Genomic DNA, 25,606 nt, shown 5'->3' on the forward strand with positions numbered 1-25,606 from the left:
GGATAGCTCAGGCGACGAGACGCTCCGCCGCCTCGATGCCCACGGCCGCCGTCCCGACCGCACCCTGCAGCGGATCGACGATGTCGTGCGCTGCGAGATCGATCCGTTCGTCGCCCCGCGCGGCGCGCTCACACCGGGTCGCCAGATCGCGGCGGCAGTCCCCCGGGTACTCGATCGGCGCCAGCCGGACCTCCGCGGTGACTCCCTTCTGGCGGATGATGCGCCGGATCGACTGGCCGATCGTCTCCTCGCCGACGAAGCACGGCCCGGTCGTCAGGCCCCCGCCCCGGCCGGTGTACCGCAGCGAGATCGGCTGGACCGGGCATTCCGCGTCGATCGCCGCCTGGAACAGCGCAGGCCGGAAACCGCCGTACGCCCGTCCGCACCACGTGGTGCCCTCCGGGAACGCCACGACTCGTTCGCCGTCGCGCAGCCTGCCCGCCGTCGTCGCCACCGTGTCCGGGAGTGCGCGCAGGTTCTGCCGATCGATCGGGACGACCCTCATCCGCTGCGCGAGCGACCCCAGAACCGGCCAGTCCAGCAGATCCCCGCGGGCGACGAAGTTCGCCGGGGCGAGCGCGCTGAGCACCAGCACATCGGTCCACGACACGTGGCCGGCCACCACCAGGATCCCGCCGGTGTGACGGCGCTTTCCACGATGATCGACGACGACGAGGCGAATTCCCACGCAGCGCAACAGGATCGCTGCGTACCGCCGCTGCAGACCGGTCCGCCACGACCGCGGCAGCAGCCATCCCGCGGTCAGGAGCGGCGCCGTCGCCAGTGCCGACACGACGAGGCACCAGCGAACGACCACGGTCGGGATCGACACTCCGTTCGCCTCCGCGGGCAGACATCCCGCGCCGCACGGACTCGACGGCATCCACGAGTGCACGGGCACCTCGGGCGACTCGGACACCGCCGTGCTCATGCTCGTGCTCCCGCCTCGAGAGTGGCCGATGCCGAACGCAGGCGTTCGAGGTAGCGCTCGTTGGCGCCGTGCAGTCCCTGCAGTGCGACGAAATCGGCGACACCGAACTCCGGATCATGCGCGGGCTCACCGCACACCTTGGCGCCGAGGCGCAGGTAGCCCCGGAGCAGCGGCGGCAGGGTCGGCCGGGCGGGCGGCTCGATCTCGTCGAGCGACCGCCCGTCGACGCGCACCGGGTTCCTGGGCACGGCCCGCGCGGCCGGGTCGTTGCCGTACTTGCGGAGCAGCAGGTCGCGCACCCCTCGGACGTTGGAACCGGCCACCGCGTCCGGATGCTCGCGCATCGGCACGGAGACGCATCCCATGACCCATTCGTATCCGGTGAGCTGCAGGTAGTGGAGGATGCCTGCCCACATCAGGCTCAGCACCGAACCGGAGCGGTGGTCGGGGTCGACGCACGCCCGGCCCATCTCGACGATGCGGTTGCCGACGGGGTCGAGCGCGGAGATGTCGAATTCGGTGGCGGTGTAATAGCCACCGGCCTGGGCAGCGGCGTCGGGCGGGAGCATGCGGTAGCAACCGACGAACTCGCCGGTCTCCTCGTGGCGGACGAGGAGGTGGTCACAGAAGTCGTCGAACCGGTCGGCGTCGAGGGCGTCCGCGTGCGCGGGGACGGAGAATCCGGGTTCGGAGGCGAACACGCGGTAGCGCAGCCGCTGGGCGGAAACGCGGTGTTCGCGATCGGACGAGACGACCAGGGAGTATCGGGGCGCGGTTACAACAGAATCGGCGGTCTCACTCGGTGCGCGGAGAACTGACGAAGTTGTCATGGCGCAGGTTTACCGAGCAGGGGCGGCGTGAGGGCATCGCCCGGGTGTCGTGTCGATGCAGCCCGGATGAACGACGGAAGATACGACGGCGGCCCCGCTCCCGGTAAGGGAACGGGGCCGCCGTCGGCCGAGAATCAGCCCTTGTGGGCCTTGACTGCGTCGGTGAGCTGCGGAGCGACGTTGAACAGGTCGCCGACGATGCCGTAGTCCGCGATCTCGAAGATCGGGGCTTCCTCGTCCTTGTTCACGGCGACGATGGTCTTCGACGTCTGCATACCGGCGCGGTGCTGGATGGCACCGGAGATGCCGAGCGCGATGTACAGCTGCGGTGAGACCGTCTTGCCGGTCTGACCGACCTGGAACTGTCCCGGGTAGTAGCCCGAGTCGACCGCGGCACGCGAGGCACCGACAGCGGCACCCAGCGAGTCGGCGAGTTCCTCGACGACGGTGAACTTGTCGGCGCTGCCGACACCGCGGCCACCGGAGACGACGACGGTCGCCTCGGTGAGCTCGGGGCGGTCGCCACCGACGATCGGATCACGCGAGGTGATCTTGACGGCGCCCTCTTCCTGGGCCGGGACCTCGACGGAGACCTTCTCGCCTGCGCCGGCTTCGGGCTTCGCCTCGATGGCACCCGGGCGGACCGAGATGACCGGGACGTCGCCGTTGGCCTTGGCGTCGACGGTGAATGCGCCACCGAAGATGGAGTGCACGGCACTGCCGTCGGACTTCACGTCGACGACGTCGACGAGCAGGCCGGAGCCGATGCGGGCAGCAAGACGTCCGGAGACCTCCTTGCCCTCGACGCTGGCGGCGGTGATGACCGCAGCCGGCGCGGCCGACTCGACGAGCGACGCGAGCACGTCGACCTTCGGGGTGACCAGGTAGCCGTCGATGTCGTCCGACTCGGCGACGTAGATCTTGGCCGCGCCTGCGGCGGCGAGGCCCTCGGCCAGCTTGTCGGCGGTACCGGCGGGACCGGTGACCACTGCGGCCGGCTCACCGAGCGCGCGAGCGGCGGTGATGAGTTCGGTGCTGACCTTCTTCAGCGCACCCTCTGCGTGCTCGACGAGCACCAGTACTTCTGCCATGTCTAACTCTCCCTGTATGTGTCTGCTGGTCTGTAGAGGGGCGCGATCAGATGATCTTCTGGCCCACGAGGTAGGCAGCGATCTTGCTGCCGCCGTCGCCCTCGTCGACGATGCGCTCACCAGCGGTACGCGGGGGCTTGGGGGTGGAGGCGGTGACGGTGGTGCCCGCGTTGGCGACGCCGACGGTCTCCGGGTCGACACCGAGGTCGGCCAACGTGTAGACGAGAACTTCCTTCTTCTTCGCGGCCATGATGCCCTTGAAGGAGGGGAAGCGGGGCTCGTTGATCTTCTCGGTGACGCTGACGATGGCCGGCAGGCTCGCCTCGAGGCCGAAGACGCCCTCGTCGGTCTCGCGCTCTCCGGTGACGGTGCCGTCGGCGACCGTGAGCTTGCGCAGCTGGGTGAGCTGCGGGATGCCCAGGTACTCGGCGATGATGGCCGGAACGGCGCCGACGCGGCCGTCGGTGGCCTCGTTGCCGGCGATGATCAGGTCGGCAGGCTCTTCGTTCTCGAACGTGATCTGTCCGAGCGCCGCGGCCAGGGTCCACGCGGTCTGCACCGCGTCGGAGCCGTGGAGGGCCGGGTCGTTGATGTGCACTGCCTTGTCGGCACCCATGGACAGGGCCTTGCGGATGGCGTCGGTGGCACGGTCCGGACCTGCGGAGAGGACGGTCACCTCGCCGCCCTGAGCCTCCTTGATCAGGAGCGCTTCTTCGACGGCGCGCTCGTTGATCTCGTCGAGCACTGCATCGGCGGCCTCGCGGTCAAGCGTGTAGTCACCGTCGGTCAGCTTGCGCTCGGACCACGTGTCGGGGACCTGCTTGATCAAAACAACGATGTTCGTCATGGGTCTTCGTCGACCTCCTGTGTGTTCTTGCGTGGTTATCGTGAGTTGCTCCGCGTGGGCCGAGCTCTCGTTGTCGATATTTCGTCGCACGATGGCTCTGCGACAGATTACCCCACGTTAAGTTACCGGTCGGTAACTTGCGTGAAAGTCTCGTTCACCATAACGGCCGAATGCGCATTTCATCCCTGTGATGTAGACCACCTGGACGAGCGACCTTGCCGGTGGCACTAACCTCGCAGCGGTGAGCGAATCATTTGTCGGCGACCGCGAGGACGCACCACTGCCCCCGCTCGGTCACGAGCAATTGCCATCGACCGGCGACGAGCAGCTGCCCCTCACGGGCGAGCGGACCGTGCCCGGGATCCCCGAGGAGAACTACTGGTTCCGGCGGCACGAGGTCGTCTACCGCGACCTCCTCCCCCGCTGCACGGGACGCCGGGTACTCGAGGCCGGATCCGGAGAAGGCTACGGCGCCAACATGATTGCCGACGTGGCACAGAGCGTCACCGGACTAGACTACGACATCTCCGCGGTCGAACACGTCCGTGCGCGCTACCCCCGCGTCGAGATGCTGCACGGCAACCTCGCGGAGCTTCCCCTCGACGACGAATCCGTCGACACCGTCGTCAATTTCCAGGTGATCGAACACCTGTGGGACCAGGCCCAGTTCCTCCGCGAATGCTTCCGGGTGCTGACGCCCGGCGGGGAACTGCTCGTCAGCACCCCCAACCGCATCACGTTCTCGCCGGGCCGCGACACGCCCCTCAATCCGTTCCACACCCGCGAACTCGACGCGGCCGAGCTGACCGGACTGCTCGAGGAGGCCGGATTCAGGGTCGCCCTCATGACCGGCGTTCATCACGGCGACCGGCTGAAGTCCCTCGACGCGAAGCACGGCGGCTCGTTCATCGGCGCGCAGATCGACCGCGCACTCGCCGGCGAACCCTGGCCCGACGAACTGACCCGCGACGTCGAGGGCATCACCCTCGACGACTTCGCCTTGCACGAGGGCGACATCGACGACAGCCTCGACCTGGTGGCCGTCGCGGTGAAGGATCCTGTTCGGTGACCGAATCCGACAACCGCACCGGAGCGGGCGACGCGACGGAACCGGGTATGTTCTGCCTGGTCCTGCACTCCCACCTGCCCTGGCTCGCCAATCACGGCCGGTGGCCGGTGGGCGAGGAGTGGCTGTACCAGTCGTGGGCGGCGTCGTACCTCCCTCTCACCGCGATGTTGCGGCGGCTGTCCGACGAGGGTCGCTCACACCTGCTGACCCTCGGCATCACCCCGGTTCTCGCAGCTCAGCTCGATGATCCGCACTGTCTGGTGGGGATGCACCACTGGCTCGGGAACTGGCAGATCCGCGCACACGAGGCGGCAGGCATGCCCGACGACGCGCACCGCGATCTCGGTGCCCGCGAGCACCGCGCGTCCGCCGCCGCACTCGCCGACTTCGAACTGCGCTGGCGGCACGGCGGCTCACCGCTACTGCGCGACCTTCTCGACCGCGGGGCGTTCGAACTGCTCGGCGGGCCGCTTGCCCACCCGTTCCAGCCGCTGCTCGACCCGCGGTTGCGTGCCTTCTCCCTCAGCGAGGGGCTCGCCGACGCCGCCACGCGGTGGAACTGCACGCCGACAGGTATCTGGGGGCCCGAATGCGGGTACACCCCCGGCATGGAGACCGGATACGCCGAGGCGGGTGTCACTCATTTCATGGTCGACGGTCCCGCCCTGCGCGGCGACACGTCGCTCGGCAGACCGGTCCGTGAGTCCGACGTGGTCGCGTTCGGACGCGACCTGCAGGTGAGTTACCGGGTGTGGTCGCCGAAGTCGGGCTACCCCGGGCACGGCGCCTACCGTGACTTCCACACGTACGACCACGACACCGGCCTCAAACCGGCCCGGGTGACCGGCCGCACGGTCGACTCGGCCGACAAGGCGCCATACGACCCCGCCCTGGCTACGGCCGCGGTCGACCGGCACGTGGCCGACTTCGTCGCCACCGTCCGCAGGCGCCTGCGCGACGAGTCGGAGCGCATCGGACGGCCCGCGCTCGTCGTCGCCGCGTTCGACACGGAACTGTTCGGGCACTGGTGGCACGAGGGCCCCGAGTGGCTCGAGAAGGTGCTGCGGGCGCTGCCCGAGGCCGGAATCCGGGTCGGCACCCTCGATGACGCCCGGCGGCAGGGCTACGTGGGCGAACCCGTCCAGCTCGAGAAATCGTCGTGGGGATCCGGCAAGGATTGGCGGGTATGGGCCGGCGATCAGGTCTCGGACCTGGTGCAACTCAACTCCGAGGTGGTCGCGACCGCCCTCGACACCGTGGACAAGACCCGCGACACCAATGCTGCCCCCGGACGTCCCGCGCTCCGGAACCGCGTGAACGATCAGATACTGCGGGAGGCACTCATAACGGTGTCGAGCGACTGGGCGTTCATGGTCAGCAAGGATTCCGCGGCCGGATATGCCCGCGACCGGGCACACAAGCACGCACATGCCACCCGCGAAATCGCGGCCGCGGTGTCGGCGGGCAAGGACGCGGCCGCGAACCGGCTCGCAGAGGGATGGAATCGCGCCGACGGCCTGTTCCCCGGGCTCGACGCGCGGCGTCTGCCCGGCAGGGAGCACCGGCTGACGGGCACCGAGGGAGGGGCGTCGTGAAGATCCTGATCGTGTCGTGGGAGTACCCACCCGTCGTGGTCGGCGGTCTCGGCCGCCACGTCCACCACCTGGCCACCGAACTCGCGGCGGCCGGACACGAAGTGGTGGTGTTGTCGCGGCGGCCGTCGGGCACCGACGCCTCCACCCATCCCACCGTCACCCACATCGAGGACGGCGTGCTGGTCGTCGCCGTCGCCGAGGACCCCGCGCACTTCGTCTTCGGCGAGGACATGCTGGCGTGGACACTCGCGATGGGGCACGCGATGGTGCGGGCCGGCGTCGCCCTGCACAAGCCCGGTGTCGGGGAGGGCTGGCAGCCGGACGTGGTGCACGCACACGACTGGCTCGTGGCCCACCCCGCCATCGCGTTGGCCGAATTCTACGACGTCCCTTTGGTTTCCACACTCCACGCCACCGAGGCCGGACGGCACAGCGGCTGGGTGTCCGGCCGGATCAACCGGCAGGTGCATTCGGTGGAATGGTGGCTGGCCAACGAATCCGATGCGCTCATTACCTGTTCCGCGTCGATGCAGGACGAAGTGACCACACTCTACGGTCCGCAGCTCCCACCGATCACGGTGATCCGCAACGGAATCGACCTCACCACCTGGAGCTTCCGCGAGCGCGCGCCACGGTCCGGACCGCCGAAACTACTGTTCGTCGGCCGCCTCGAATACGAGAAGGGCGTGCAGGACGCCATCGCCGCGCTCCCCCGCATCCGCCGCAGCCACCCCGGGACCACGCTGTCGATCGCCGGTGAAGGCACCCAGTTCACCTGGCTCTACCAGCAGGCCCGCACCCATCGCGTCGCCCGTGCCGTGAACTTCCTCGGCAACCTCGACCACATCGAACTGCTCGGGTGGCTGCACGGCGCCGACGCCATCGTCCTGCCCAGCCGGTACGAACCGTTCGGCATCATCGCACTCGAAGCCGCCGCCTCCGGCACCCCGCTCGTGGCGTCCACCGCCGGCGGCCTCGGTGAAGCGGTCGTCGACGGCGAGACCGGCATGTCGTTCCAGCCGGGCGACGTCACCGGGCTCACGTCCGCGGTCCGGGAGGTCCTCGACGACCCGGCCGGCGCCCAGCAGCGCGCGGTGGCCGCCCGTGACCGTCTCACCGCGGATTTCGACTGGAACAAGGTGGCCGAGGACACCGTCCACGTCTACGCGGGCGCCAAGCGTCGCGTGCGGCACCCGTTGGCGAGGCCGGAGATTCCCGAGCGTCCGCTGCCCGGTCGCTGACGTGGCCCTCAGTCCGCGCGGGCCCGCCGGATCCGGATCGGACCCCGTGCCGATCCCGGATCCACGACGGCACCCTTCTGAGTGACCTCGACCTCCCCGGCATCGGCCAGGCGCCGGGCGGCCTCCCGCACCGGCTCCATGAGGGGACGCCAGTCGTCCGGTGCGACGGCCCGCGCGACATCCGACGGGCAGATGCTCGAATTCGCGGACCGCGCGTCGAGGAGCGCCCGGATGCGCTCCTCGAGTTCACTGCCCGACGCGGTCATGCTGCCGACTATGCCACCGCGCCGGTCAGTTCTCCTGCGCCGCCTTCTTCCGGGCGATGTCCTCGAGGGCCGCGATGTACTTCGCGCGTTCGGACGCACCCGCCTCCCACTCGGCCTTGCGGTTCTTCACGGGCTTGGCCGGCGAGCCGACGGCGATGCTGAAGTCCGGGATGTCACCCTTGACGACGGCATGCGCGCCGAGAACACAGCCTCGCCCCACCCGCGTGTTGCGGAGAACCGTGACCTTGGCCGCCACCCACGTGTCGGGTCCGATGCGGACCGGGCCCTTCACGATGCCCTGATCCTTGATCGGGACGTTCACATCGTCCATGCGGTGATCGAAGTCGGTGATGTAGCACCAGTCGGCCACGAGCGTCGACGCGCCGATCTCGATGTCGAGGTACGTGTTGACGACGTTGTCCTTGCCGAAGACCACCTTGTCGCCGATGCGCAGCGAACCCTCGTGGCAGCGGATCGCGTTGCCGTCGCCGATGTGCACCCAGCGGCCGATCTCGAGCCGCGACAGGTCGGGGGTCGAATGGATCTCCACCCGCTTGCCGAGGAACACCATGCCGCGCAGGATCACGTGCGGGTTGGCCAGCTTGAACTTCGCGAGCCGGTAGTACCGCACGAGGTACCACGGCGTGTACGCCTTGTTCGCCAGCACCCATCGCAGCGAGTCGCGTGTTAGGAAGCGGGCCTGCTCGCTGTCGCTCCGCCGGGATCCTCGCCACCTCGTACGCAACGGTGCGCCCCACATGCTCGTCATAGCCTGTCAGCCTACGTTCACAGCTCGGGCCCCCGGTCGGGTGCGTCCGGACTCCGACACCGGCATCGGGGTGTGCCGATCGGCGCAGCCTCGGCGGGATAGTCTCTGGGCCGAGCGTTATCGAAGACGAGGAGAAGTAATGCGGCGGGTCCTACGTTCGTCAGTACTGGCGCTGGCGACGATCTCGGCTGTCGTCCTCAGCGGCTGCAGCAGCGGAACGCAGGTCGACGACATCTTCTCCGCGGGCGGGTGGCCCGGCATGCACGCCGACGCCCGCAACAGCGACACCAGCCCCGTCACCGGTTCCCGCGAACTCTCCTTCGCCTGGTCGCGGCCGCTCGGCGGTCCGGTGGCGAATTACGCGTCGGTGGCCGCCAGCGGCCAGATCTTCATCACGGCCCGCACCGAGAAGGGCTGCAACCTCTTCTCCTACCAGATGGACAGCGGCCGCAAACGCTGGTGCCGTCAGCTCGCGCCGGGTGTCGTGGCCTCCACGCCGATCATCGACGGCGCCGCCAACGTGTACGTGGGTGAGAACGGCGCCATCAACTCGTTCAACGAGTACGGCCAGCTGCGTTGGCGCACACCGGTGGTCGGGACGCCGCTGTCGGCGCAGTTCACCGGCGACGGCAATCTCCTCTTCATCACCCAGCTCGGCCAGATCAACGTCGTGGACACGCAGACCGGTCAGAAGGTCGTGGCGCCGTACGATCTCGTCCCGCCGCCGTCCGTCGCCGAGGGCGCGACCGTCGACATCCTGCCCGACGACAAGGGCCTCAGCGGCTGCTTCTTCGGCGCACCCGACTGCCCGGTGGCGAACATGCCGGCCATCGACCTCGAGTCCGGCAAGTTCTACTTCACGTTCTTCGCCCCAGGAGCACCCGCGGCGGAACTCGTCGCAATGAAGTACTCCGGCGGCGACAACCCCGCGATCACTCAGGAATGGTCCAGCGATGCACTGCCGGGCGGCAGCGCGTCCAGTCCCGATCTGTCGGCCGACGGCTCCGTCGTCTACACCAACGACAACTGGGGCACGTTGTGGGCGATCGATTCCGCGACCGGCGATCCGAAGTGGAGTTACGACATCGGGTATGCCGCCGCCGGCAGCCCGTCGACGTCCGCGGACGGTCTGATCATCCCCGCGGGCGGACTCGACGGCCACCTGCTGGCGTTGCAGGACAAGGGCGATCATGCCGAACTTGTCTGGGAGCGGAAGGATCTGCTGCAGCTGGGCGTCCCGGCCCAGACGGCCGGGTCCACCGGTTACGCGGTGGTCCGCGAGGGTACGGACGGACTGGCGATGCTCACGTTCGACACCGGGACCGGCGAAACCCTCGACCAGGACACCCTGCCCGGGGCGAAGGGCTTCACGGTCGGCACGTCCGTCGGGCCGAAGGGTGAAGTTCTCACGCCGACACTGCTCGGAGAGCTTTTCGTCCTCCGCTGACCCGTGAGTACTTATTAACGTCCGGCGGTTAAGAAGTACTCACGGGCGCGAAGCGCAGATGAAGACGACGCCGGCTCGGCCGATCCGCGTGATCACCACACTGAGCGAACGACTTCCGCGCAGTTTCAGCTTGGGACGCAGGACCGCGGGATCGACGTCGACGCCGCGCACGAGGATTTCCGCCACCCCGCAGTCGTGCCGCGCCAGCTCCTGCCGCAGCGACTTCTCCGAATACTTCACCTGTTCGAGAATGCGGAAGCCCCGCACGCCGTCGGGGACCGAATCGCCGGTGAGATAGGCGATCCGGGGATCCAGCTGCCACAGCCCGTGCCGGGCGGCGTAGTGCCGCACCAGGCCCGCACGCACGACGGCGCCGTCGGGGTCGATGATCCACTCGCCCGGCGCGCGTTCGGGGATGTCGTCGTCCTCGGCGTCCGTCACCGTCCACGCGGTGCCGTCGGAGCCGAGGACGCTCGCTCGCCGGGTGACACCGGCTCCGGACAGTCCCGGCGACCACAGGCACGCCTCGCGCACGCCGCCGTCGAGCGACACCACCTCCACCTCGCCGTCCCAGCCGAGCCGGTCGAAATCGAGTCCGGGGGCGCACTTCACCGCGAGATCCCGTCCACGGTATGCGTCGATCAGATCGGGCAGCGGCGGCTCCAGCGCGGCGGGGTCGTGTGTGCGCCTGCCGCCGGACCGTCGCGCCGGATCCGCGAGCACGACGGTGCCGCGGGTGCACGGGACGAGCGCGTCGGCGCGGAGAACGGCCGCCCCGGGAACGTTGTGCTGCGCCATCAGGAGCCGGACCGGGTCGAGGTCGCTGCCGATCACGGTTGCGGCCGTCCCGGCCACCGCGTCCAGTTCGGCGCCGATGGAGCACGTGACGTCGTGGACGTGCCGGTCCTTCAGCCGCGTCGCACGGTGTGCGGCGACCGCACGTGGTGTCGCCTGTTGCAGGGCGTCGTCGGTGAAGAACCAGTTTTCGGTGCCGGGAAGTTTGGCGGCCGCCTTCCGCCGCAACAGCACGGTCTCCACCAGCAGCGCCACGTGTGAGCCGAAACGCGTACGCGCCCGGCCGATGTCGGCCAGGCGCGTAGACGTGGTCAGTGCGAAGCCGTCCACCTCCGCGAGCGCGGCTGCCCCGTCCGGGCTCTGCAGGAACTCCACGTCCCCGGCAGTGAACGCATAGCCCAATTCAGTTGCCGGGCTTCACGCCGGTGATCATGACGTTGTAGAAGAATCCCCGTGGAACCACGTGCCGGAGAACCTTCTCGTCGACCCAGCTGAGCGTCTTCCATCCGGTGAACGCGAAACGCCCCCAGCCCCAGCCCAGCTTCTCCGGGGGCACAGCCGCCTCGAACGTGCGGACGGGCCACCCGAGCAGAGCGGCGGCGAATTCCTCGGTGGCCGCGTGAACCTGCTCGGCGCCTGCCGACTTCGCGATCTTCTCGAGGTCGCTCGGATCGAACGTGTGGAGGTCGACGACGGCCTCGAGCGCGGCCGCGCGGGAGGACTCGTCCAATTCCGCCTGCGGGCGACGCCAGTCCGCTAGGAACGGCAACTTGGTGACCCGGGTGGTGACCTCCCACGTCGCGCGACCCAGCCAGCGGGCGTAGAAGTTGCCGATCGTGGTCGGCTCACCGGCGAACACGAAACGCCCGCCCGGCTTCAGGACGCGCAGAACCTCGCGCAGCGACTGCTCGACATCCGGGATGTGATGCAGGACAGCGTGTCCCACGACGAGGTCGAACGTACCGTCCTCGTACGGGATGGTTTCGGCGTCGGCGACGCGGCCGTCGACGGACAATCCCAGGCCCTCGGCGTTGCGGAGGGCGACCTTCACCATGCCGGGCGACAGGTCGGTGACCGAACCGGTCTTCGCGACCCCGCCCTGCATCAGGTTGAGGAGGAAGAATCCGGTGCCGCAGCCCAGTTCGAGCGCCCGCTCGTAGGGCAGCGGCTGATCGCCCGCGACGGCGTCGAAACGTCCGCGCGCGTAGTCGATGCACCGCTCGTCGTACGAGATCGACCACTTCTCGTCGTACGTCTCGGCTTCCCAGTCGTGGTACAGCACCTGGGCGAGTTTGGTGTCCTTCAGCGCAGCCTCTACCTCTTCGGCGGTGGCGTGCGGATGAGGAGCTGGGTCGTCATGGGCGCTTGCAGTCATGCGGCAAATCCTACTCGCTGGTAAGAGTGAACAGGTTCTAGTTTCGGGCTCCAGACTACTCGCCTGTGAACTGAGCCTTACCTGGGCCGTTCTCGATGAACGATTCCATCCCGATCTTGCGGTCCTGGGTGGCGAACAACGAGGTGAACAGCTGACGCTCCACCGCGAGCCCGGTCCCCAGGTCGACGTCCAGCCCACGGTCCACGGCGGCCTTCGCCGCAGCCAGGGCGCGGCCCGCTCCCTTCGTGAACTGCGACGCCCACGTGCGGGCCGCCTCGTACACGTCGTCCGGCGCCACGACCTCGTCGACCAGACCGATCGCGAGAGCCTCCTCGGCGTCGACGAACCGGCCGGTGAACAGTAGATCCTTGGCCTTGGACGGTCCGATCAGCCGGGCGAGACGCTGAGTGCCGCCGCCGCCGGGGATGATGCCGAGCAGGATCTCCGGCACGCCGAGCTTGGCGTTGTCGCCCGCGATGCGCCGGTCCGCCGACAGCGCGACCTCCAGGCCGCCGCCGAGCGCGTACCCCGTGATGGCGGCAACGGTGGGCTTCGGGATCTCGGAGACCGCCGCGAGGTCGGACTGCAGGTCGCCGATCACGTCGGACATCTGCCCGAAGTCCATCTCGGACATTTCCTTCACGTCCGCGCCCGCGGCGAAGACCTTCTCGCCGCCGTAGACGATGACGGCCTTCACGTCGGCGTTGACGGTCGCCTCCCGCGCCGCTGCCCGCAACTCCTGCTGAACCTGGCGGTTCAGGGCGTTCATCGGGGGGCGCGCCAGCCGGATCGTGCCGATGCCTTCGGATACCTCGAGAGTGACAAACTCAGCCATGAGGCAAAAGGCTACTTGTCTGCCTCCGACCCGGTTTCGCGGCCCGCCGCATCGCGATCAGTCGCGGGACGCCCACGGATGCGGACCGGCTTCGTAGTAGCCGTCCTGCCCCGGGAACTCGACGCGGAGCTGCTCCTCGTCCGTGATCAGAGTCGGCAGGATCACCGGGATCTCCGGCTCCGCGGCCAGCACCTCCGCGACCGAACCGAACGCGCTGAGCCCCGTGAGCTGACTCCACGTCGGCGGCAGCAGAATGCTTCCGCCGCCCTGCCAGTGCGCGAGCGCCGCGGCGGGACTCTGCCACTGCACCTCCTCGGCCTCGGACGTCGCGCCGTCCGCGATCTGGCCGTGCGGTGCGGCGGCGACGAAGAAACGCGTGTCGTAGCGGCGGCCCTCGCCGACCGGGGTGATCCAGTTGGCCCAGGGCCGCAGCAGGTCGGCCCGCAGGACGAGGTTCTCGCGCTTCAGGAAGTCGCTGAACGACAGTTCCCGATTCTCGAGCTGTGTTCGGGACTGCGAATAACGGGACGTGTCCGCCACGACCGTGTCCGCGCTCGATCCCGCGAGGAGCACGCCGCATTCCTCGAACGTCTCACGCACCGCCGCACATACGAGGGCCTTCGCGCGCGCCGCATCGGTGGAGAACCGCCCGGCCCACCAGTCGACGGACGGTCCCGCCCAGTCGACCTCGGCTTCGGCGTCGGACGGGTCGACCCCGCCGCCGGGGAACACGGTCATGCCGCCGGCGAACGCCATCCCCTTCACCCGGCGGAGGAGGAACACCTCGATACCGGACGCCGCGACATCTGCCGCGGCGTCACGGATGAGGATGACCGTGGACGCGTCCTTGGGTGCCACGTCGGTACTGTCGCGGGGCGCCTGCTCTTGCTTCGAGACCATGTCTCGGAACCTACGCCGCCGGGTGACGCGGGTCGCAGTCGGTCCCCCGGTGTGACCGCCGGTCCTCAGCCTCGCCGGTGCGCGCCGGGGACGCGGGTCCGCCGCGCGAAGAACCGGCCGTCGACCTTGTCCAGGCTGATGGACTGGCTGAACGCCTCGCTGAGGTTCTCGGCCGTGATGACCTGATCCAGGAGCCCCTGCGAGACGACCTCCCCCTCCTTGAGGAGCAGTGCATGAGTGAAGCCCGGCGGAATCTCCTCGACGTGGTGGGTGACGAGGACCGTCGCGGGAGCGTCGGGGTCGGCGGCGAGATCGGTGAGGCGCGCGACGAGTTCCTCGCGCCCACCTAGGTCGAGACCGGCGGCGGGCTCGTCGAGCAGCAGTAGTTCCGGGTCGGTCATCAGCGCACGGGCGATGAGGACGCGCTTGCGCTCACCCTCGGACAGGGTGCCGTACGTGCGTCTGGCGAGGTGCTCGGCACCGAGGCTCTCGAGCATCTCGACGGCACGGTCGGTGTCCATGTCGTCGTAGCGCTCACGCCAGCGTCCGAGGACCGCGTAGCCGGCGGAGACGACGAGATCGGTCACGATCTCCTCGGACGGCACCCGGTTGGCGAGCGCCGAGGAGGACAGTCCGATCCGCGGACGCAGTTCGTTGATGTCGACGCGGCCGAGCCGCTCGCCGAGAAGGTAGGCGCTTCCGCTCGTGGGATGCAGTTCGGCGGCCGCGATCCGGAGCAACGACGTCTTCCCTGCCCCGTTCGGTCCGAGGACGACCCACCGCTCGTCGAGTTCCACCTTCCAGGTGACCGGGCCCACCAGAGTGTTGCCCCCGCGGCGGAGGAGAACGTCGTCGAATTCGATGAGGAGATCAGGATCAGGTTCATGCACGGACCCATCTTCCCGCACATCTTCCGAGCATTCACGGCAGGATCAGTTGCGTGTCGCCTCACATCGATTCGCACCCCGGCGAGATGTCGTCGCTCCCGCCGAGTCTGCGGCTGCCCGGATCACCGTTTCCCCTGGGAGCGAATGTGCGTGGCACCGGAACGCAGTTCGCGGTCCACGCTCCCGACGCCGAACTGGTACAGGTGTGCCTGATTTCCGAGGACGGCGACGAGACGCGGATCGACCTGGTCCAGCGGACGTACGGCATCTGGCACGGCATCGTCGAGGGCGTCGGTGCGGGACAGCGCTACGGCTACCGCGCGCACGGACGCTGGGAGCCCGCACGCGGCGTGCGCCTCAACCCCGCCAAGCTGCTTCTGGATCCGTGGGCGACCGGCATCACGGGCGAACTCGGCGACCACGACGCACTCGTCTCCCACGACGGCGACCCGTTCGGCGGCCCGTCGCGCGTCGACAGCCTGGGCCACACCCCTCTGTCGGTGGTGACGGCCGACCACGCCCGCACGAGCGGACCGCGGATCGAAAGGCCGTGGGAGGAAACCGTTGTCTACGAACTTCACGTGGGATCGTTCACCGCACGGCACCCCGACGTGCCGCCGCAGTACCGCGGAACGTATCTGGGTCTCGCGGAACCCGCCGTCGTCGGTCATCTCGTCCGTCTCGGGGTGACCGCGGTCGAACTGCTTCCCGTCCAGGCGTACATCTCCGAGGCCACCGTGCGTTCGCGGGGCATGCGCAACCACTGGGGGTACGCCACCGCGGCGTTCTTCGCCCCTCACCCGGGTTATGCGGTGGTGCCCGGTCAGGAGATCACCGAATTCCACACGATGGTCGACGCGCTGCACGCCGCGGGGATCGAGGTCGTCCTCGACGTGGTGTACAACCACACCTGCGAACAGGGCGTCGACGGCATCAGCCTCAGCTGGCGCGGCCTCGACGCCCCCGGCTACTACCTCCTCGACTCCGACGGTCGCGACATCGATCTCACCGGCTGCGGGAACACCGTCGACGCACAGTCGCCCGTCGCCGTCCGGATGATCGGCGACAGCCTGCGCTACTGGGCGCACGAGATGGGGGTCGACGGCTTCCGGTTCGACCTCGCGTCCGCTCTCGGCCGGCCCGGTGGCGGCCGATTCGATTCCCGCGCTTCGATCTTCTCCGCGATCACGGCGGATCCCGTTCTCTCCCGGTGCAAACTGATCGCCGAACCGTGGGACGCCACGTCGGACGGATATCGGGTCGGGCACTTCGGCGTTCAGTGGTCGGAATGGAACGACAAGTACCGCAACACCGTTCGACGGTTCTGGAACGGCGGCACCGGGGTACGCGATCTCGCCTCCCGGGTGGCGGGTTCCGAGGACGTGTTCGGAAACCGGCGGCCGTGGGCGTCCGTCAATTTCGTGACCGCGCACGACGGTTTCACCGCCGCGGACCTCGTGTCGTACCGCCGCAAACACAACGAGGCGAACGGCGAGGACAACCGGGACGGCGCCGATCACAACGACTCCGTCGACCACGGCGTCGAAGGCCCCACCGACGATCCGTCGATCATCGAGGCGCGGTCCCGGCACGTCCGCGCGCTCCTGGCCACGCTCGCACTGTCGACCGGCACGCCGATGTTCACCGCAGGCGACGAGTTCGGTCACACCCTCGGCGGCAACAACAACGCGTACTGCGTCCCCGAAGACACCCCGCGTGAAGACTCCTGGCCACTCGACTGGAGTACCGGGGACACGACTCTCACCGCATTCGTCACCCGGGCCCTCGACCTCCGACGCGCCTCCCCCGCGCTGCGCCAGCCGGAATTCTTCGAAGGCAGGCGCACACCCACCGGCCATCCCGACCTCGTGTGGTTCGGCGCCGACGGCGCGGAGATGGACGACCGCGCGTGGTACGACGACTCCAGGCGCACCCTCCAGGCGTGGATCGACGGTTCCGACATCCGCTCCCACACCGAAGACGGGCACCAGCTCACCGACGACAGCTGGCTTCTCGTCTTCCACTCGGGCGGACCCACCGTGATCACCCTGGGCTGTCCCGAATGGTTCTACGGCACGGTGCTCGCCGAATTCGACTCGGCGTCCCCCGACGGCGCACCCGCGCCGGGCGGCCCGATCTCCGGAGACTCCACGATCGCGCTGTCCGGTCCGACGCTGCTCGTCTTTCGTGCGGTCGGATAGATGCCACCGAAGCGCATCATCAGCTGGATGAGCGGGCCGATGCCCAGCGCGTAGACGACGGTGCCCACCCCCACGGTGCCGCCGAGCAACCAGCCGGTGGCCAGCACCGTCACCTCGATCGACGTGCGGATCACCCGCACCGACAGCCCGGTGCGCGCGACCAGACCGGTCATGAGACCGTCCCTCGGGCCGGGACCCATCCCCGCACCGATGTACAGCACGGTGGCGAGCGCGTTGAGGACCACGCCACCGAGCATCACCACGATGCGCACGAGAAGGGAGTCGGCGGGTTCGAGGAACGCGAGCGAGGTGTCCACCGAGACGGCAATGACCACGACGTTGGCGATCGTCCCGAATCCCGGTTTCTGGCGGATCGGGATCCAGAGCGCGAGCACCACGACACCGGTCAGCGCGGTCACCACACCGAAACTGAGTGGCGTGCGATCCGCGACCCCCTGATGGAACACATCCCAGGGGTCGAGACCGAGGCCGGCGGTGATCATCATGGCCATCGAGAAGCCGTACAGCCACAGTCCGGCGAACAGAGCGATCAGGCGTCGAGCGAGCATGCCCGTCAGTGTTCCGGGAAATCCTGCCGCACCCCATAGCCACGACGCAGGCACTGGACTGTCGATGCGTCGGCCACCACGCTCAGGGGCAGGCGATCACGGTCATCGATCCGGGAGCCACTTCGGTGAAGCCGGCGTCGCGCACTGCGATCGCCCGGCCCCGCACCACCTCGATGGTCAGCTCTTCCCACAGTCCGACGTCGGCGTCCCGCACGGTGCAGCGGTAGCCGGTGGCCGCCCACGCGCGGGCCTGCTCGGTGGTCATCGCACCGGCGAGCAGCATCGACGCGTGGCCCACCTGGGCCGCGGCCTTCCCCACCGTCATGTCCAGAGCGGAGTTGATCCACAGCACCGGATCCCCGTCCGGGATCTCTCCGGGGTCGTCGTGGTCGAGATCGGTCCCGCCGATCTGCAACTTCCGGATGCGGGGATCGAGCGCACCGACGGCGACGGGCACGAGCGCGCGGGCCTGCGCACCGTCGACGTCGACGGTGATCCCGTCGACCTCCTGCGCCGCACGCCACCCGGCTCCCCGTGCCCGCCGCGTCACCTTGCGGATCCGGGACCCGATCCAGGCGAGGTAATCCTCCTGCCACGGTCCGGGCGCGCCCGTCTCGTCGGGGCCGACGCGGGGGTCGAGGCACAACGCCACGGCCGCGGTGGCTGCAGCTTCGAGCAGAGCACTACGGGGCGGGGGGTCGGCCTTCGGAATGTGCACCACGATCGGCATGGCGAGGACCTGTGCCGGGTCGTCCGGATCCGGCCGGCCGCCGTATCCGGCCGCGAGGACGGCGTGACGCGCCGCCCACAGGGTGTCGTCACCGGTCTCCCCGGTGACCGCACCGCGGCACGATTCCGTCACGACAGCGGGACTCGTCGCACCACGCCGTCCACCGCGTCGGCGGCCTCGACCTCGTCGCGGGTGACCCCGAGGATGAACAGCACGGCGTCGAGGAAGGGGTGCGACAGTGCGGTGTCCGCGACCTCGCGCAGAGCGGGCTTGGCGTTGAACGCGATTCCCAGCCCGGCGGCGTTGAGCATGTCGATGTCGTTGGCGCCGTCGCCGACCGCCACCGTCTGTTCCATCGGGACGCCGACCTGAGCGGCGAACTTGCGCAGTGCGGTCGCCTTCGCGGCCCGGTCGACGATGTCGCCGATCACCCGGCCGGTGAGCTTGCCGTCCACGATCTCGAGCGTGTTGGCCTGCACGAAGTCCAGTTCCAGTTCGTGGGCCAGGCCCTCGATGACCTGCCGGAAACCGCCGGACACCACACCGCAGTGGAAGCCGAGCCTGCGCAGCGTCCGGATGGTGGTGCGGGCGCCCGGTGTCAGTTCCAAGTTCTCCGCGACGTCGTCGATCACGGACGCGTCGAGGCCGGCGAGGGTTGCGACCCGCTGGTGCAGGGATTCGGTGAAGTCGATCTCGCCGCGCATCGCCGATTCGGTGACGGCGCGCACCTCGTCCTCGACGCCCGCCCGCGCGGCGAGCATCTCGATGACCTCGCCCTGGACGAGGGTCGAGTCGACGTCGAACACGATGAGCCGTTTGGCCCGACGGGCCAGTCCCCCGCGTTCGACCGCGATGTCGACGTTCTCGCGCACGGCCACTTCTGCCAGTACGGTGCGCAGACTCTTGTCCGCCTCCGCCGTGCCGGGAGCGCTCACGAGGAGTTCGAGGCCCGTCACCGGGTAATCGGCGACGCCGCGGATCGAGTCGATGTTGACCCCGAGGGTTGCCATCTCCCGGGCCACCGAGCGCAGCGCGCGAGCGGACACCGGGCTACCGAGGACGACCACGGCGTGGGTGGACAGCGACTGCCTGCCGGGATCGGCACCGATCTCGACGTCCACCGACATCCCGACGGTGGCCATCGCCTCTTCGAGTTCCTCCTGCAGCGCTTCCCCGTTCTCGGGGCAGGCCACCAGGACACCGAGGGTCAGTCGCCCACGAATCACCACCTGCTCCACGTCGAGAAGGCTCACGTCGTGGCGGGAGAGCGACCCGAAGAGCACCGAGGTGACGCCGGGTCGGTCGGGGCCCGTCACGGTCACCAGGACAGTGGTGTCTGCTGCACCCACCGATGTACTCCGATCATGTTGCTCGCGCGGCTTGTCCGGCACCCATTGTGCCAACTGAAAGGCCCCGCCCGGTGTGGGGGCGGGGCCTTTCCGAAACTGATGTGTCAGCGGCCGGTGTCGGTTCCGGGGTCGCCTTCGTCGCCGACGGTCAGCGGCTCGTGGCGTTCCTTCTCGAGCACGGTGCTGGCGTGCTTGCCACCGTGGCCCGGTCCGACGTGCGCCTCTGCCTTCATCCGCTCGACCATGTGCGGGTAGTGCAGCTCGAACGCGGGACGCTCGGAGCGGATGCGCGGCAGCTCGGTGAAGTTGTGCCGCGGCGGCGGGCAGCTGGTGGCCCACTCGAGCGAATTGCCGTAACCCCACGGGTCGTCGACGGTCACGACTTCGCCGTACCGGTAACTCTTGAAGACGTTCCAGATGAACGGCAGCGTCGAGGCACCGAGGACGAACGCGAAGATCGTCGAGAAGGTGTTCAGGAACGTGAAGCCGTCCGAGGGCAGGTAGTCGGCGTAGCGACGCGGCATACCTTCGTTACCCAGCCAGTGCTGGACGAGGAACGTGCCGTGGAAGCCGATGAACGTGGTCCAGAAGTGCCACTTGCCGAGACGCTCGTCCATCATGCGTCCGGTCATCTTCGGGAACCAGAAGTAGATGCCGGCGTAGGTGGCGAACACGACGGTGCCGAAGACCACGTAGTGGAAGTGGGCGACCACGAAGTAGGTGTCCGTGACGTGGAAGTCCAGGGGCGGGCTCGCGAGGATGACGCCGGACAGACCACCGAAGAGGAACGTGATGAGGAAGCCGATGGAGAACAGCATCGGCGACTCGAACGTCAACTGCCCCTTCCACATGGTTCCGATCCAGTTGAAAATCTTCACACCCGTCGGGACGGCGATCAGGAACGTCATGAACGAGAAGTACGGGAGCAGCACGGCGCCGGTGGCGTACATGTGGTGAGCCCACACCGCGATGGAGAGGGCGGCGATCGCCAGGGTCGCGTAGACCAGGCCGCTGTAACCGAACACGGGCTTACGGCTGAAGACCGGGAAGATCTCCGAGACGATGCCGAAGAACGGCAGCGCGATGATGTACACCTCGGGGTGACCGAAGAACCAGAACAGGTGCTGCCACAGCAGCACACCGCCGGTGGCCGGGTCGAAGATGTGGCCACCGAGGTGACGGTCCACGAACAGGCCCATGAATGCAGCGGTCAGCAGCGGGAACGCCAGCAGAATCAGGATGCTGGTGATGAAGATGTTCCACGTGAAGATCGGCATGCGGAACATGGTCATGCCGGGGGCACGCAGGCAGATGACGGTGGTGATCATGTTGACACCACCGAGGATGGTGCCGAGGCCGGCGACCGCGAGGCCCATGACCCAGAGGTCGGCGCCGACGCCCGGGGAGTGCAGCGCACTCGTCAAGGGCGTGTAGGCGGTCCAGCCGAAGTCCGCGGCACCGCCGGGGGTGATGAAGCCGGCGGTCGTGATGATCGCGCCGAACACGTACAGCCAGTAGCTGAACGCGTTGAGTCGCGGGAACGCCACGTCGGGGGCGCCGATCTGCAGCGGCAGGATGTAGTTGGCGAACCCGAACACGATCGGCGTCGCGTACAGCAGCAGCATGATCGTGCCGTGCATCGTGAACAGCTGGTTGAACTGTTCGTTCGACAAGAACTGCATACCGGGCACAGCGAGCTCGGCGCGCATCATCAGGGCCATGAGACCACCGATGAGGAAGAACGCGATCGAGGTCGTCAAGTACATGATTCCGAGCACCTTGGGATCGGTGGTCGTGATCATTTTGAAGATGAACGAGCCCTTGGGTCCCTGCCGCGGCGGGTAAGGCCTGGCTGCAGCTATCGCGGGGACTGGCTGGGGCGCTACGGCAGTCACTGATCCTCCTGAATGCGCGTCCGTCCCCGGGCTGCGAGGCGAACGGTCTCTGGCTTGCGCTCATCGAATCGTAGACCGTGCCCTGAGCGGCCTCCGACTGGGTCCTACCCACTGTCGTACTTACCCGGACTCAGAGCAAATTGTGGCGCACGCGACCTGCGGTTTGTGGCCCCGGGGAGTGCTCACTGTCACGCGGTCCGGCGTGTCGCACGCGACCGGTCGACACGGACCCCGGACGCTCCGACACGCCGAAACCCCGGTGCTAAGGTTTCGCTCACCTAACTTCCACCAGGAGCACCATGTGAACGTTCTCTCCCGACGCCGGGTCGTCGCCGGCGCGGTCGCACTGGCCGCTGCAGCCACTTTCTCGATCACGTCCTGCTCCAGCAGTGACGACTCCGCCGCCGCGTCCAGCACCACCTCGTCGACCGGGCAGTTCCCCCGCACCGTCGACCACTTCCGCGGCAGCACCGAGATCCCGGCCGCGCCGCAGCGCATCGTGGCACTCGACAACAGCTTCACCGACGCCGTCCTCCTCCTCGAGGCGCCGCTCGTCGGATACGTCGACTACCGCGAACCCGGCCTGCCCGACTACCTCGGCTCCTCGCGGGACGAGTTCGCGGCGGAAGCCGAATCGGTGGGCAAGGTCAGCAACGCGAGCCTCGAGCAGATCGCCGCGCTGCAACCCGATCTGATCATCTCCGCCGAAGTGCGCGACGCGAAGAACTACGAGCAACTGTCCGCGATCGCGCCGACCATCTTCACCGAGACGACCGGGCCCACGTGGAAGGACAACATCCGGCTCGTCGGCACGGCACTGGGCAAGGAGGAACTCGCGGAGCAGAAGATCGGCGCCTACGAGGAGCGGGCCGCCGCCGTCGGCGCGGAGATCAACGACACGGCGTCGAATCCGGTGATCTCCGTCGTCCGGTTCGCGGGCGAGCCGACGGCGCGCCTCTACCGCACGACCTCGTTCAGCGGGATCGTCCTCTCGGACGCCGGGCTCGCCCGTCCGCAGAGCCAGGGCCCCGATCCGGCCGATCCGGACAACATCATGCAAGCGATCAGCCCCGAGCTGATCAGCGAGGCGGAGGGCGACGCCATCTTCGTCAGCACCTGGCAGGACCCGGCCGGCAAGAGCGCCGAAGCGGCCAAGCCGTTCCTGGAGAGCCCGCTGTGGCAGACGCTGAAGGGACGCAAGATCGACGTCGACGACGCCCGCTGGATGTCGCCGGTCAGCATCCAGGGCGCGCATCTCATCCTCGACGACCTGTCGGACACGTTCGGGGTGGGCAAGCACAGCGGCTAACCTGAACGCGCCCGCACACACAGGAAGTCGCCGAATTGTCCCCTCGTAGGTTTTCCGCCCGCCGCGCGTCCACCGGTCTCGTCGCCGCCGTCGCTGCGCTCGCAGTCGCCGGCTGCTCTCAACCGTCCGACGACGATCCCGCGGCGTCCATCGTCCGGACCACCACGCAAATCGCCGGAGCCGGCGTGGTCGGCATCGAGAGGGACACCACGACCGCCTGCGCCGAGCCGGCCCCGGTCGACGCCGCACTCGCGGCCGGCTCGACGCACCGGGTGGTCCACACGAAGGGCGAGAGCGAGGTTCCGTCCGATCCGCAGCGGATCGTGGTACTCGACAGCGCCGCGCTGGACGCGGTGTGCGCACTCGGTATGTGGGAGAACGTGGTCGGCGCGGCGACCGTCGACGGGGACTCGCCGCAACCCGGATACCTCGGCACGGGCATCTCCGAGATCCCGAGCGTCGGATCCGTCGACGCCCCGGACGTGAACAAGATCGCGCAGGCGGACCCGGACCTGATCCTCGGATCGAGTCCGGCGTCCGACCAGCTGGACGGCGCGCTCTCCCCCATCGCGCCCACCGTGTTCGTCGGCTCCGACCCCGTGTACTGGAAGGCGCAGTTCCTCCTCGCCGGCAACGCCCTGGGCCGCGCCGACGCGGCGACGGCCGCACTGGAGCTGTACCAGCAGGACGCGAAGCAACTCGGCGTCGACATCGATGCCGCGCAGACGCAGGCCTCCGTCGTCCGCTTCGGCGCCGACAGCATGGAGGTCGAGGGTCCGGCCACGTTCGCCGGCCAGGTCCTCACCGACGCCGGTGTGCGGCGACCCGCGTATCAGAACCTCGACGGCGCAGTCACCGAACCGATCTCCGAATCCGACATCGATCAGGCCGAGGGCGACCTCATCTACGCCGTCCTGGACGGCGAGGAGGGCACCGCGCACGCGGAGGACGTCATGTCCGGTGAGGCCTGGGAAGACCTCGAGGCGGCCTCCGACAAGCGGGTCTTCGCCGTCGAGGGTGACGTGTGGGGCGGAAACGGTGTCGTCGCCGCGCGCGCGATGCTCACCGACCTGCGGAACACGCTGAACGGTTACGTCGGCTAGGAGGCCCGGTGCCCGTCCCCGAGTTCGTCACCGCCCTGCGCGGCCACGTCGGCACTGCGCCGCTGTGGCTGTCCGGGGTGAGTGTCGTCGTGCGTGACGCCGACGGCCGGGTGCTGCTGACCCGGCGCGTCGACAACGGCAAATGGGCCGTCGTGTCCGGCATCCTCGAACCCGGGGAGGAACCCGGACCCGCCGCCCTGCGTGAGGTGCGCGAGGAAACCGGCGTCGACGCGGAACTGGTCCGGATCACGAGCGTCGACGTCACCGACCCGATCACCTACCCGAACGGCGACGTCGCGCAGTATCTCGACGTGTGCTTCCTCGCGCGGTACCTGATCGGGGAGGCTTCCGTGTCGGACGACGAAAACCACGACGTCGCCTGGTTCTTCCCCGACGCGCTGCCGCCGGACCTCACCCCGTCGTCGCGGCTGCGGCTCGACAAGGCGCTGCAGGACGAGCCCGAGGCGTGGTTCCGCCGCTGAACGCAGTTCGCCCAATGCCACACCGGTGCAGTCGAACTTAACCGGTGTGACATTGGGCGACAGCTCTGGAAGTCGCGAGCGGGCCTAGAAGTCCCAGTCCTCGTCTTCGGTGTTGACGGCCTTGCCGATGACGTAGGAGCTGCCCGAGCCGGAGAAGAAGTCGTGGTTCTCGTCCGCGTTGGGTGAGAGCGCCGACAGGATCGCCGGGTTGACGTCCGTCTCGTCCTTGGGGAACAGACCCTCGTAGCCGAGATTCATCAGCGCCTTGTTCGCGTTGTACCGCAGGAACTTCTTGACGTCTTCGGTGAGGCCCACCTCGTCGTAGAGGTCCTGGGTGTAGTCGACCTCGTTGTCGTAGAGCTCGAAGAGCAACTCGAACGTGTAGTTCTTGAGGTCGTCGCGCTCGGCCTCGGTGAGCTGCTCGAGCCCCTTCTGGTACTTGTAGCCGATGTAGTACCCGTGCACGGCCTCGTCGCGGATGATGAGGCGGATGAGGTCGGCGGTGTTGGTGAGCTTCGCCCGCGACGACCAGTACATCGGCAGATAGAAGCCCGAGTAGAACAGGAAGCTCTCGAGCAGGGTGGATGCCACCTTGCGCTTGAGCGGCTCGTCGCCCTGGTAGTAGTCCATGACGATCTCGGCCTTGCGCTGCAGGTTCGGGTTCTCCTCGGACCAGCGGAAGGCGTCGTCGATGTCGCGGGTGGAGCACAGTGTCGAGAAGATCGAGCTGTAGCTCTTGGCGTGCACCGACTCCATGAACGCGATGTTGGTGTACACCGCCTCTTCGTGCGGGGTGATGGCGTCGGGGATGAGGCTGACGGCGCCCACGGTGCCCTGAATGGTGTCGAGGAGCGTCAGCCCCGTGAACACCCGCATCGTGAGCTGCTTCTCTTGCGGCGTGAGCGTCCCCCACGACGGGATGTCGTTGGACACCGGCACCTTTTCGGGCAGCCAGAAGTTGCCGACGAGACGGTCCCACACCTCGGCGTCCTTCTCGTCCTGGACGCGGTTCCAGTTGATCGCGGATACGCGACTCACCAGCTTGACCATTGATTCCTCACTTCGTTCGGCTGTGAGTACTTATCAACCG

At 68.3% G+C, this 25,606-nt stretch carries 23 protein-coding genes and 1 pseudogene; 8 read left to right on the plus strand and 16 right to left on the minus strand.

Annotation, left to right across the window (positions count from 1 at the left end; all coding sequences use genetic code 11):
• Positions 1–7: 7 nt before the first annotated feature.
• The 4 genes from HGB39_RS19550 to HGB39_RS19565 all read right to left on the minus strand — a co-directional run bounded on the left by HGB39_RS19550 (position 8) and on the right by HGB39_RS19565 (position 3,699).
• Complete coding sequence (locus HGB39_RS19550) at positions 8–931, minus strand: lysophospholipid acyltransferase family protein (RefSeq protein WP_005566005.1); 924 nt, start codon at positions 929–931, stop codon at positions 8–10.
• Positions 928–1,761, minus strand: coding sequence for a GNAT family N-acetyltransferase (locus HGB39_RS19555; protein WP_054246646.1), 834 nt, complete (start codon positions 1,759–1,761; stop codon positions 928–930). The genes HGB39_RS19550 and HGB39_RS19555 overlap by 4 nt, the downstream gene beginning before the upstream one ends.
• A 134-nt stretch (positions 1,762–1,895) precedes the next feature.
• Positions 1,896–2,852, minus strand: coding sequence for an electron transfer flavoprotein subunit alpha/FixB family protein (locus tag HGB39_RS19560; protein WP_005567647.1), 957 nt, complete (start codon positions 2,850–2,852; stop codon positions 1,896–1,898).
• Between the two features lie 46 nt (positions 2,853–2,898).
• Positions 2,899–3,699, minus strand: coding sequence for an electron transfer flavoprotein subunit beta/FixA family protein (locus tag HGB39_RS19565; RefSeq protein WP_005259535.1), 801 nt, complete (start codon positions 3,697–3,699; stop codon positions 2,899–2,901).
• Positions 3,700–3,940: 241 nt separating this feature from the next.
• Here HGB39_RS19565 and HGB39_RS19570 point away from each other — a divergent pair, with 241 nt between their 5' ends.
• Genes HGB39_RS19570 through HGB39_RS19580 form a run of 3 tightly spaced genes read left to right on the plus strand, consistent with a single transcriptional unit; the run spans position 3,941 to position 7,604 of the window.
• On the plus strand, positions 3,941–4,768 hold the full coding sequence (locus HGB39_RS19570; protein ID WP_005569008.1) for a class I SAM-dependent methyltransferase: 828 nt from the start codon (positions 3,941–3,943) through the stop codon (positions 4,766–4,768).
• Positions 4,765–6,363, plus strand: coding sequence for a 1,4-alpha-glucan branching protein domain-containing protein (locus HGB39_RS19575; protein ID WP_205627362.1), 1,599 nt, complete (start codon positions 4,765–4,767; stop codon positions 6,361–6,363). The genes HGB39_RS19570 and HGB39_RS19575 overlap by 4 nt, the downstream gene beginning before the upstream one ends.
• Positions 6,360–7,604, plus strand: a complete 1,245-nt coding sequence (locus HGB39_RS19580) for a glycosyltransferase family 4 protein (RefSeq protein WP_005566341.1) — start codon at positions 6,360–6,362, stop codon at positions 7,602–7,604. Before HGB39_RS19575 ends, HGB39_RS19580 begins: the two co-directional genes overlap by 4 nt.
• An 8-nt stretch (positions 7,605–7,612) precedes the next feature.
• On the opposite strand, the gene HGB39_RS19585 is transcribed toward HGB39_RS19580, so the two are convergent.
• Positions 7,613–7,870 carry a DUF3253 domain-containing protein gene (locus HGB39_RS19585; RefSeq protein ID WP_005566342.1) on the minus strand — a complete coding sequence of 86 codons (258 nt, stop codon included), beginning with the start codon at positions 7,868–7,870 and terminating at the stop codon, positions 7,613–7,615.
• A gap of 25 nt (positions 7,871–7,895) precedes the next feature.
• Complete coding sequence (locus tag HGB39_RS19590) at positions 7,896–8,639, minus strand: acyltransferase (protein ID WP_005240319.1); 744 nt, start codon at positions 8,637–8,639, stop codon at positions 7,896–7,898.
• 139 nt (positions 8,640–8,778) lie between these two features.
• On the opposite strand from HGB39_RS19590, the gene HGB39_RS19595 reads away from it, so the two are divergent.
• Positions 8,779–10,086 carry an outer membrane protein assembly factor BamB family protein gene (locus tag HGB39_RS19595; RefSeq protein WP_005566343.1) on the plus strand — a complete coding sequence of 436 codons (1,308 nt, stop codon included), beginning with the start codon at positions 8,779–8,781 and terminating at the stop codon, positions 10,084–10,086.
• Between the two features lie 39 nt (positions 10,087–10,125).
• On the opposite strand, the gene HGB39_RS19600 is transcribed toward HGB39_RS19595, so the two are convergent.
• The 5 genes from HGB39_RS19600 to HGB39_RS19620 form a co-directional block, all read right to left on the minus strand.
• A complete protein-coding gene (locus tag HGB39_RS19600; RefSeq protein WP_005566344.1) occupies positions 10,126–11,283 on the minus strand; it encodes a THUMP-like domain-containing protein in 1,158 nt (385 codons plus the stop codon).
• Between the two features lies 1 nt (position 11,284).
• Positions 11,285–12,256 (minus strand): class I SAM-dependent methyltransferase, encoded by a 972-nt coding sequence (locus HGB39_RS19605; RefSeq protein ID WP_005259548.1) that lies wholly within the window; start codon positions 12,254–12,256, stop codon positions 11,285–11,287.
• A 55-nt stretch (positions 12,257–12,311) separates the two neighbouring features.
• Positions 12,312–13,091: an enoyl-CoA hydratase/isomerase family protein gene (locus HGB39_RS19610; protein WP_005566345.1), complete on the minus strand. Its 780-nt coding sequence runs from the start codon at positions 13,089–13,091 to the stop codon at positions 12,312–12,314.
• Positions 13,092–13,148: 57 nt separating this feature from the next.
• Complete coding sequence (locus HGB39_RS19615; protein ID WP_005566346.1) at positions 13,149–13,991, minus strand: NUDIX hydrolase; 843 nt, start codon at positions 13,989–13,991, stop codon at positions 13,149–13,151.
• Between the two features lie 65 nt (positions 13,992–14,056).
• A complete protein-coding gene (locus HGB39_RS19620; RefSeq protein ID WP_005566347.1) occupies positions 14,057–14,881 on the minus strand; it encodes an ABC transporter ATP-binding protein in 825 nt (274 codons plus the stop codon).
• An 83-nt stretch (positions 14,882–14,964) separates the two neighbouring features.
• Between HGB39_RS19620 and glgX the strand changes: the two are divergent.
• Positions 14,965–16,932: pseudogene (gene glgX, locus HGB39_RS19625) on the plus strand (glycogen debranching protein GlgX); the annotation flags it as partial.
• A gap of 14 nt (positions 16,933–16,946) precedes the next feature.
• On the opposite strand, the gene yczE reads toward glgX, so the two are convergent.
• The 4 genes from yczE to ctaD form a co-directional block, all read right to left on the minus strand.
• Positions 16,947–17,648 carry a membrane protein YczE gene (gene yczE, locus HGB39_RS40520; RefSeq protein WP_005566349.1) on the minus strand — a complete coding sequence of 234 codons (702 nt, stop codon included), beginning with the start codon at positions 17,646–17,648 and terminating at the stop codon, positions 16,947–16,949.
• A gap of 82 nt (positions 17,649–17,730) precedes the next feature.
• On the minus strand, positions 17,731–18,510 hold the full coding sequence (locus HGB39_RS19635; RefSeq protein WP_005566350.1) for an aminoacyl-tRNA hydrolase: 780 nt from the start codon (positions 18,508–18,510) through the stop codon (positions 17,731–17,733).
• Positions 18,507–19,727, minus strand: coding sequence for a phosphoserine phosphatase SerB (gene serB, locus HGB39_RS19640; RefSeq protein WP_005240300.1), 1,221 nt, complete (start codon positions 19,725–19,727; stop codon positions 18,507–18,509). Before serB ends, HGB39_RS19635 begins: the two co-directional genes overlap by 4 nt.
• 104 nt (positions 19,728–19,831) lie before the next feature.
• Positions 19,832–21,622 (minus strand): aa3-type cytochrome oxidase subunit I, encoded by a 1,791-nt coding sequence (gene ctaD / locus HGB39_RS19645; RefSeq protein ID WP_011598346.1) that lies wholly within the window; start codon positions 21,620–21,622, stop codon positions 19,832–19,834.
• Positions 21,623–21,923: 301 nt separating this feature from the next.
• Between ctaD and HGB39_RS19650 the strand changes: the two genes are divergently transcribed.
• From HGB39_RS19650 to HGB39_RS19660, 3 genes are read left to right on the plus strand one after another with little or no spacing between them, the layout of a single operon-like run.
• Positions 21,924–22,931 carry an ABC transporter substrate-binding protein gene (locus tag HGB39_RS19650; RefSeq protein WP_005566351.1) on the plus strand — a complete coding sequence of 336 codons (1,008 nt, stop codon included), beginning with the start codon at positions 21,924–21,926 and terminating at the stop codon, positions 22,929–22,931.
• Positions 22,932–22,966: 35 nt separating this feature from the next.
• Positions 22,967–24,034, plus strand: coding sequence for an iron-siderophore ABC transporter substrate-binding protein (locus HGB39_RS19655; protein ID WP_005566352.1), 1,068 nt, complete (start codon positions 22,967–22,969; stop codon positions 24,032–24,034).
• A gap of 8 nt (positions 24,035–24,042) precedes the next feature.
• Positions 24,043–24,516, plus strand: a complete 474-nt coding sequence (locus tag HGB39_RS19660; protein WP_005566353.1) for an NUDIX hydrolase — start codon at positions 24,043–24,045, stop codon at positions 24,514–24,516.
• Between the two features lie 84 nt (positions 24,517–24,600).
• Here HGB39_RS19660 and nrdF read toward each other — a convergent pair whose 3' ends face one another.
• Complete coding sequence (nrdF, locus tag HGB39_RS19665) at positions 24,601–25,566, minus strand: class 1b ribonucleoside-diphosphate reductase subunit beta (protein ID WP_005240291.1); 966 nt, start codon at positions 25,564–25,566, stop codon at positions 24,601–24,603.
• Positions 25,567–25,606 lie beyond the last annotated feature (40 nt).

It is taken from the genome of Rhodococcus opacus (assembly GCF_012396235.1).
GTDB classification, from domain to species: domain Bacteria; phylum Actinomycetota; class Actinomycetes; order Mycobacteriales; family Mycobacteriaceae; genus Rhodococcus_F; species Rhodococcus_F opacus.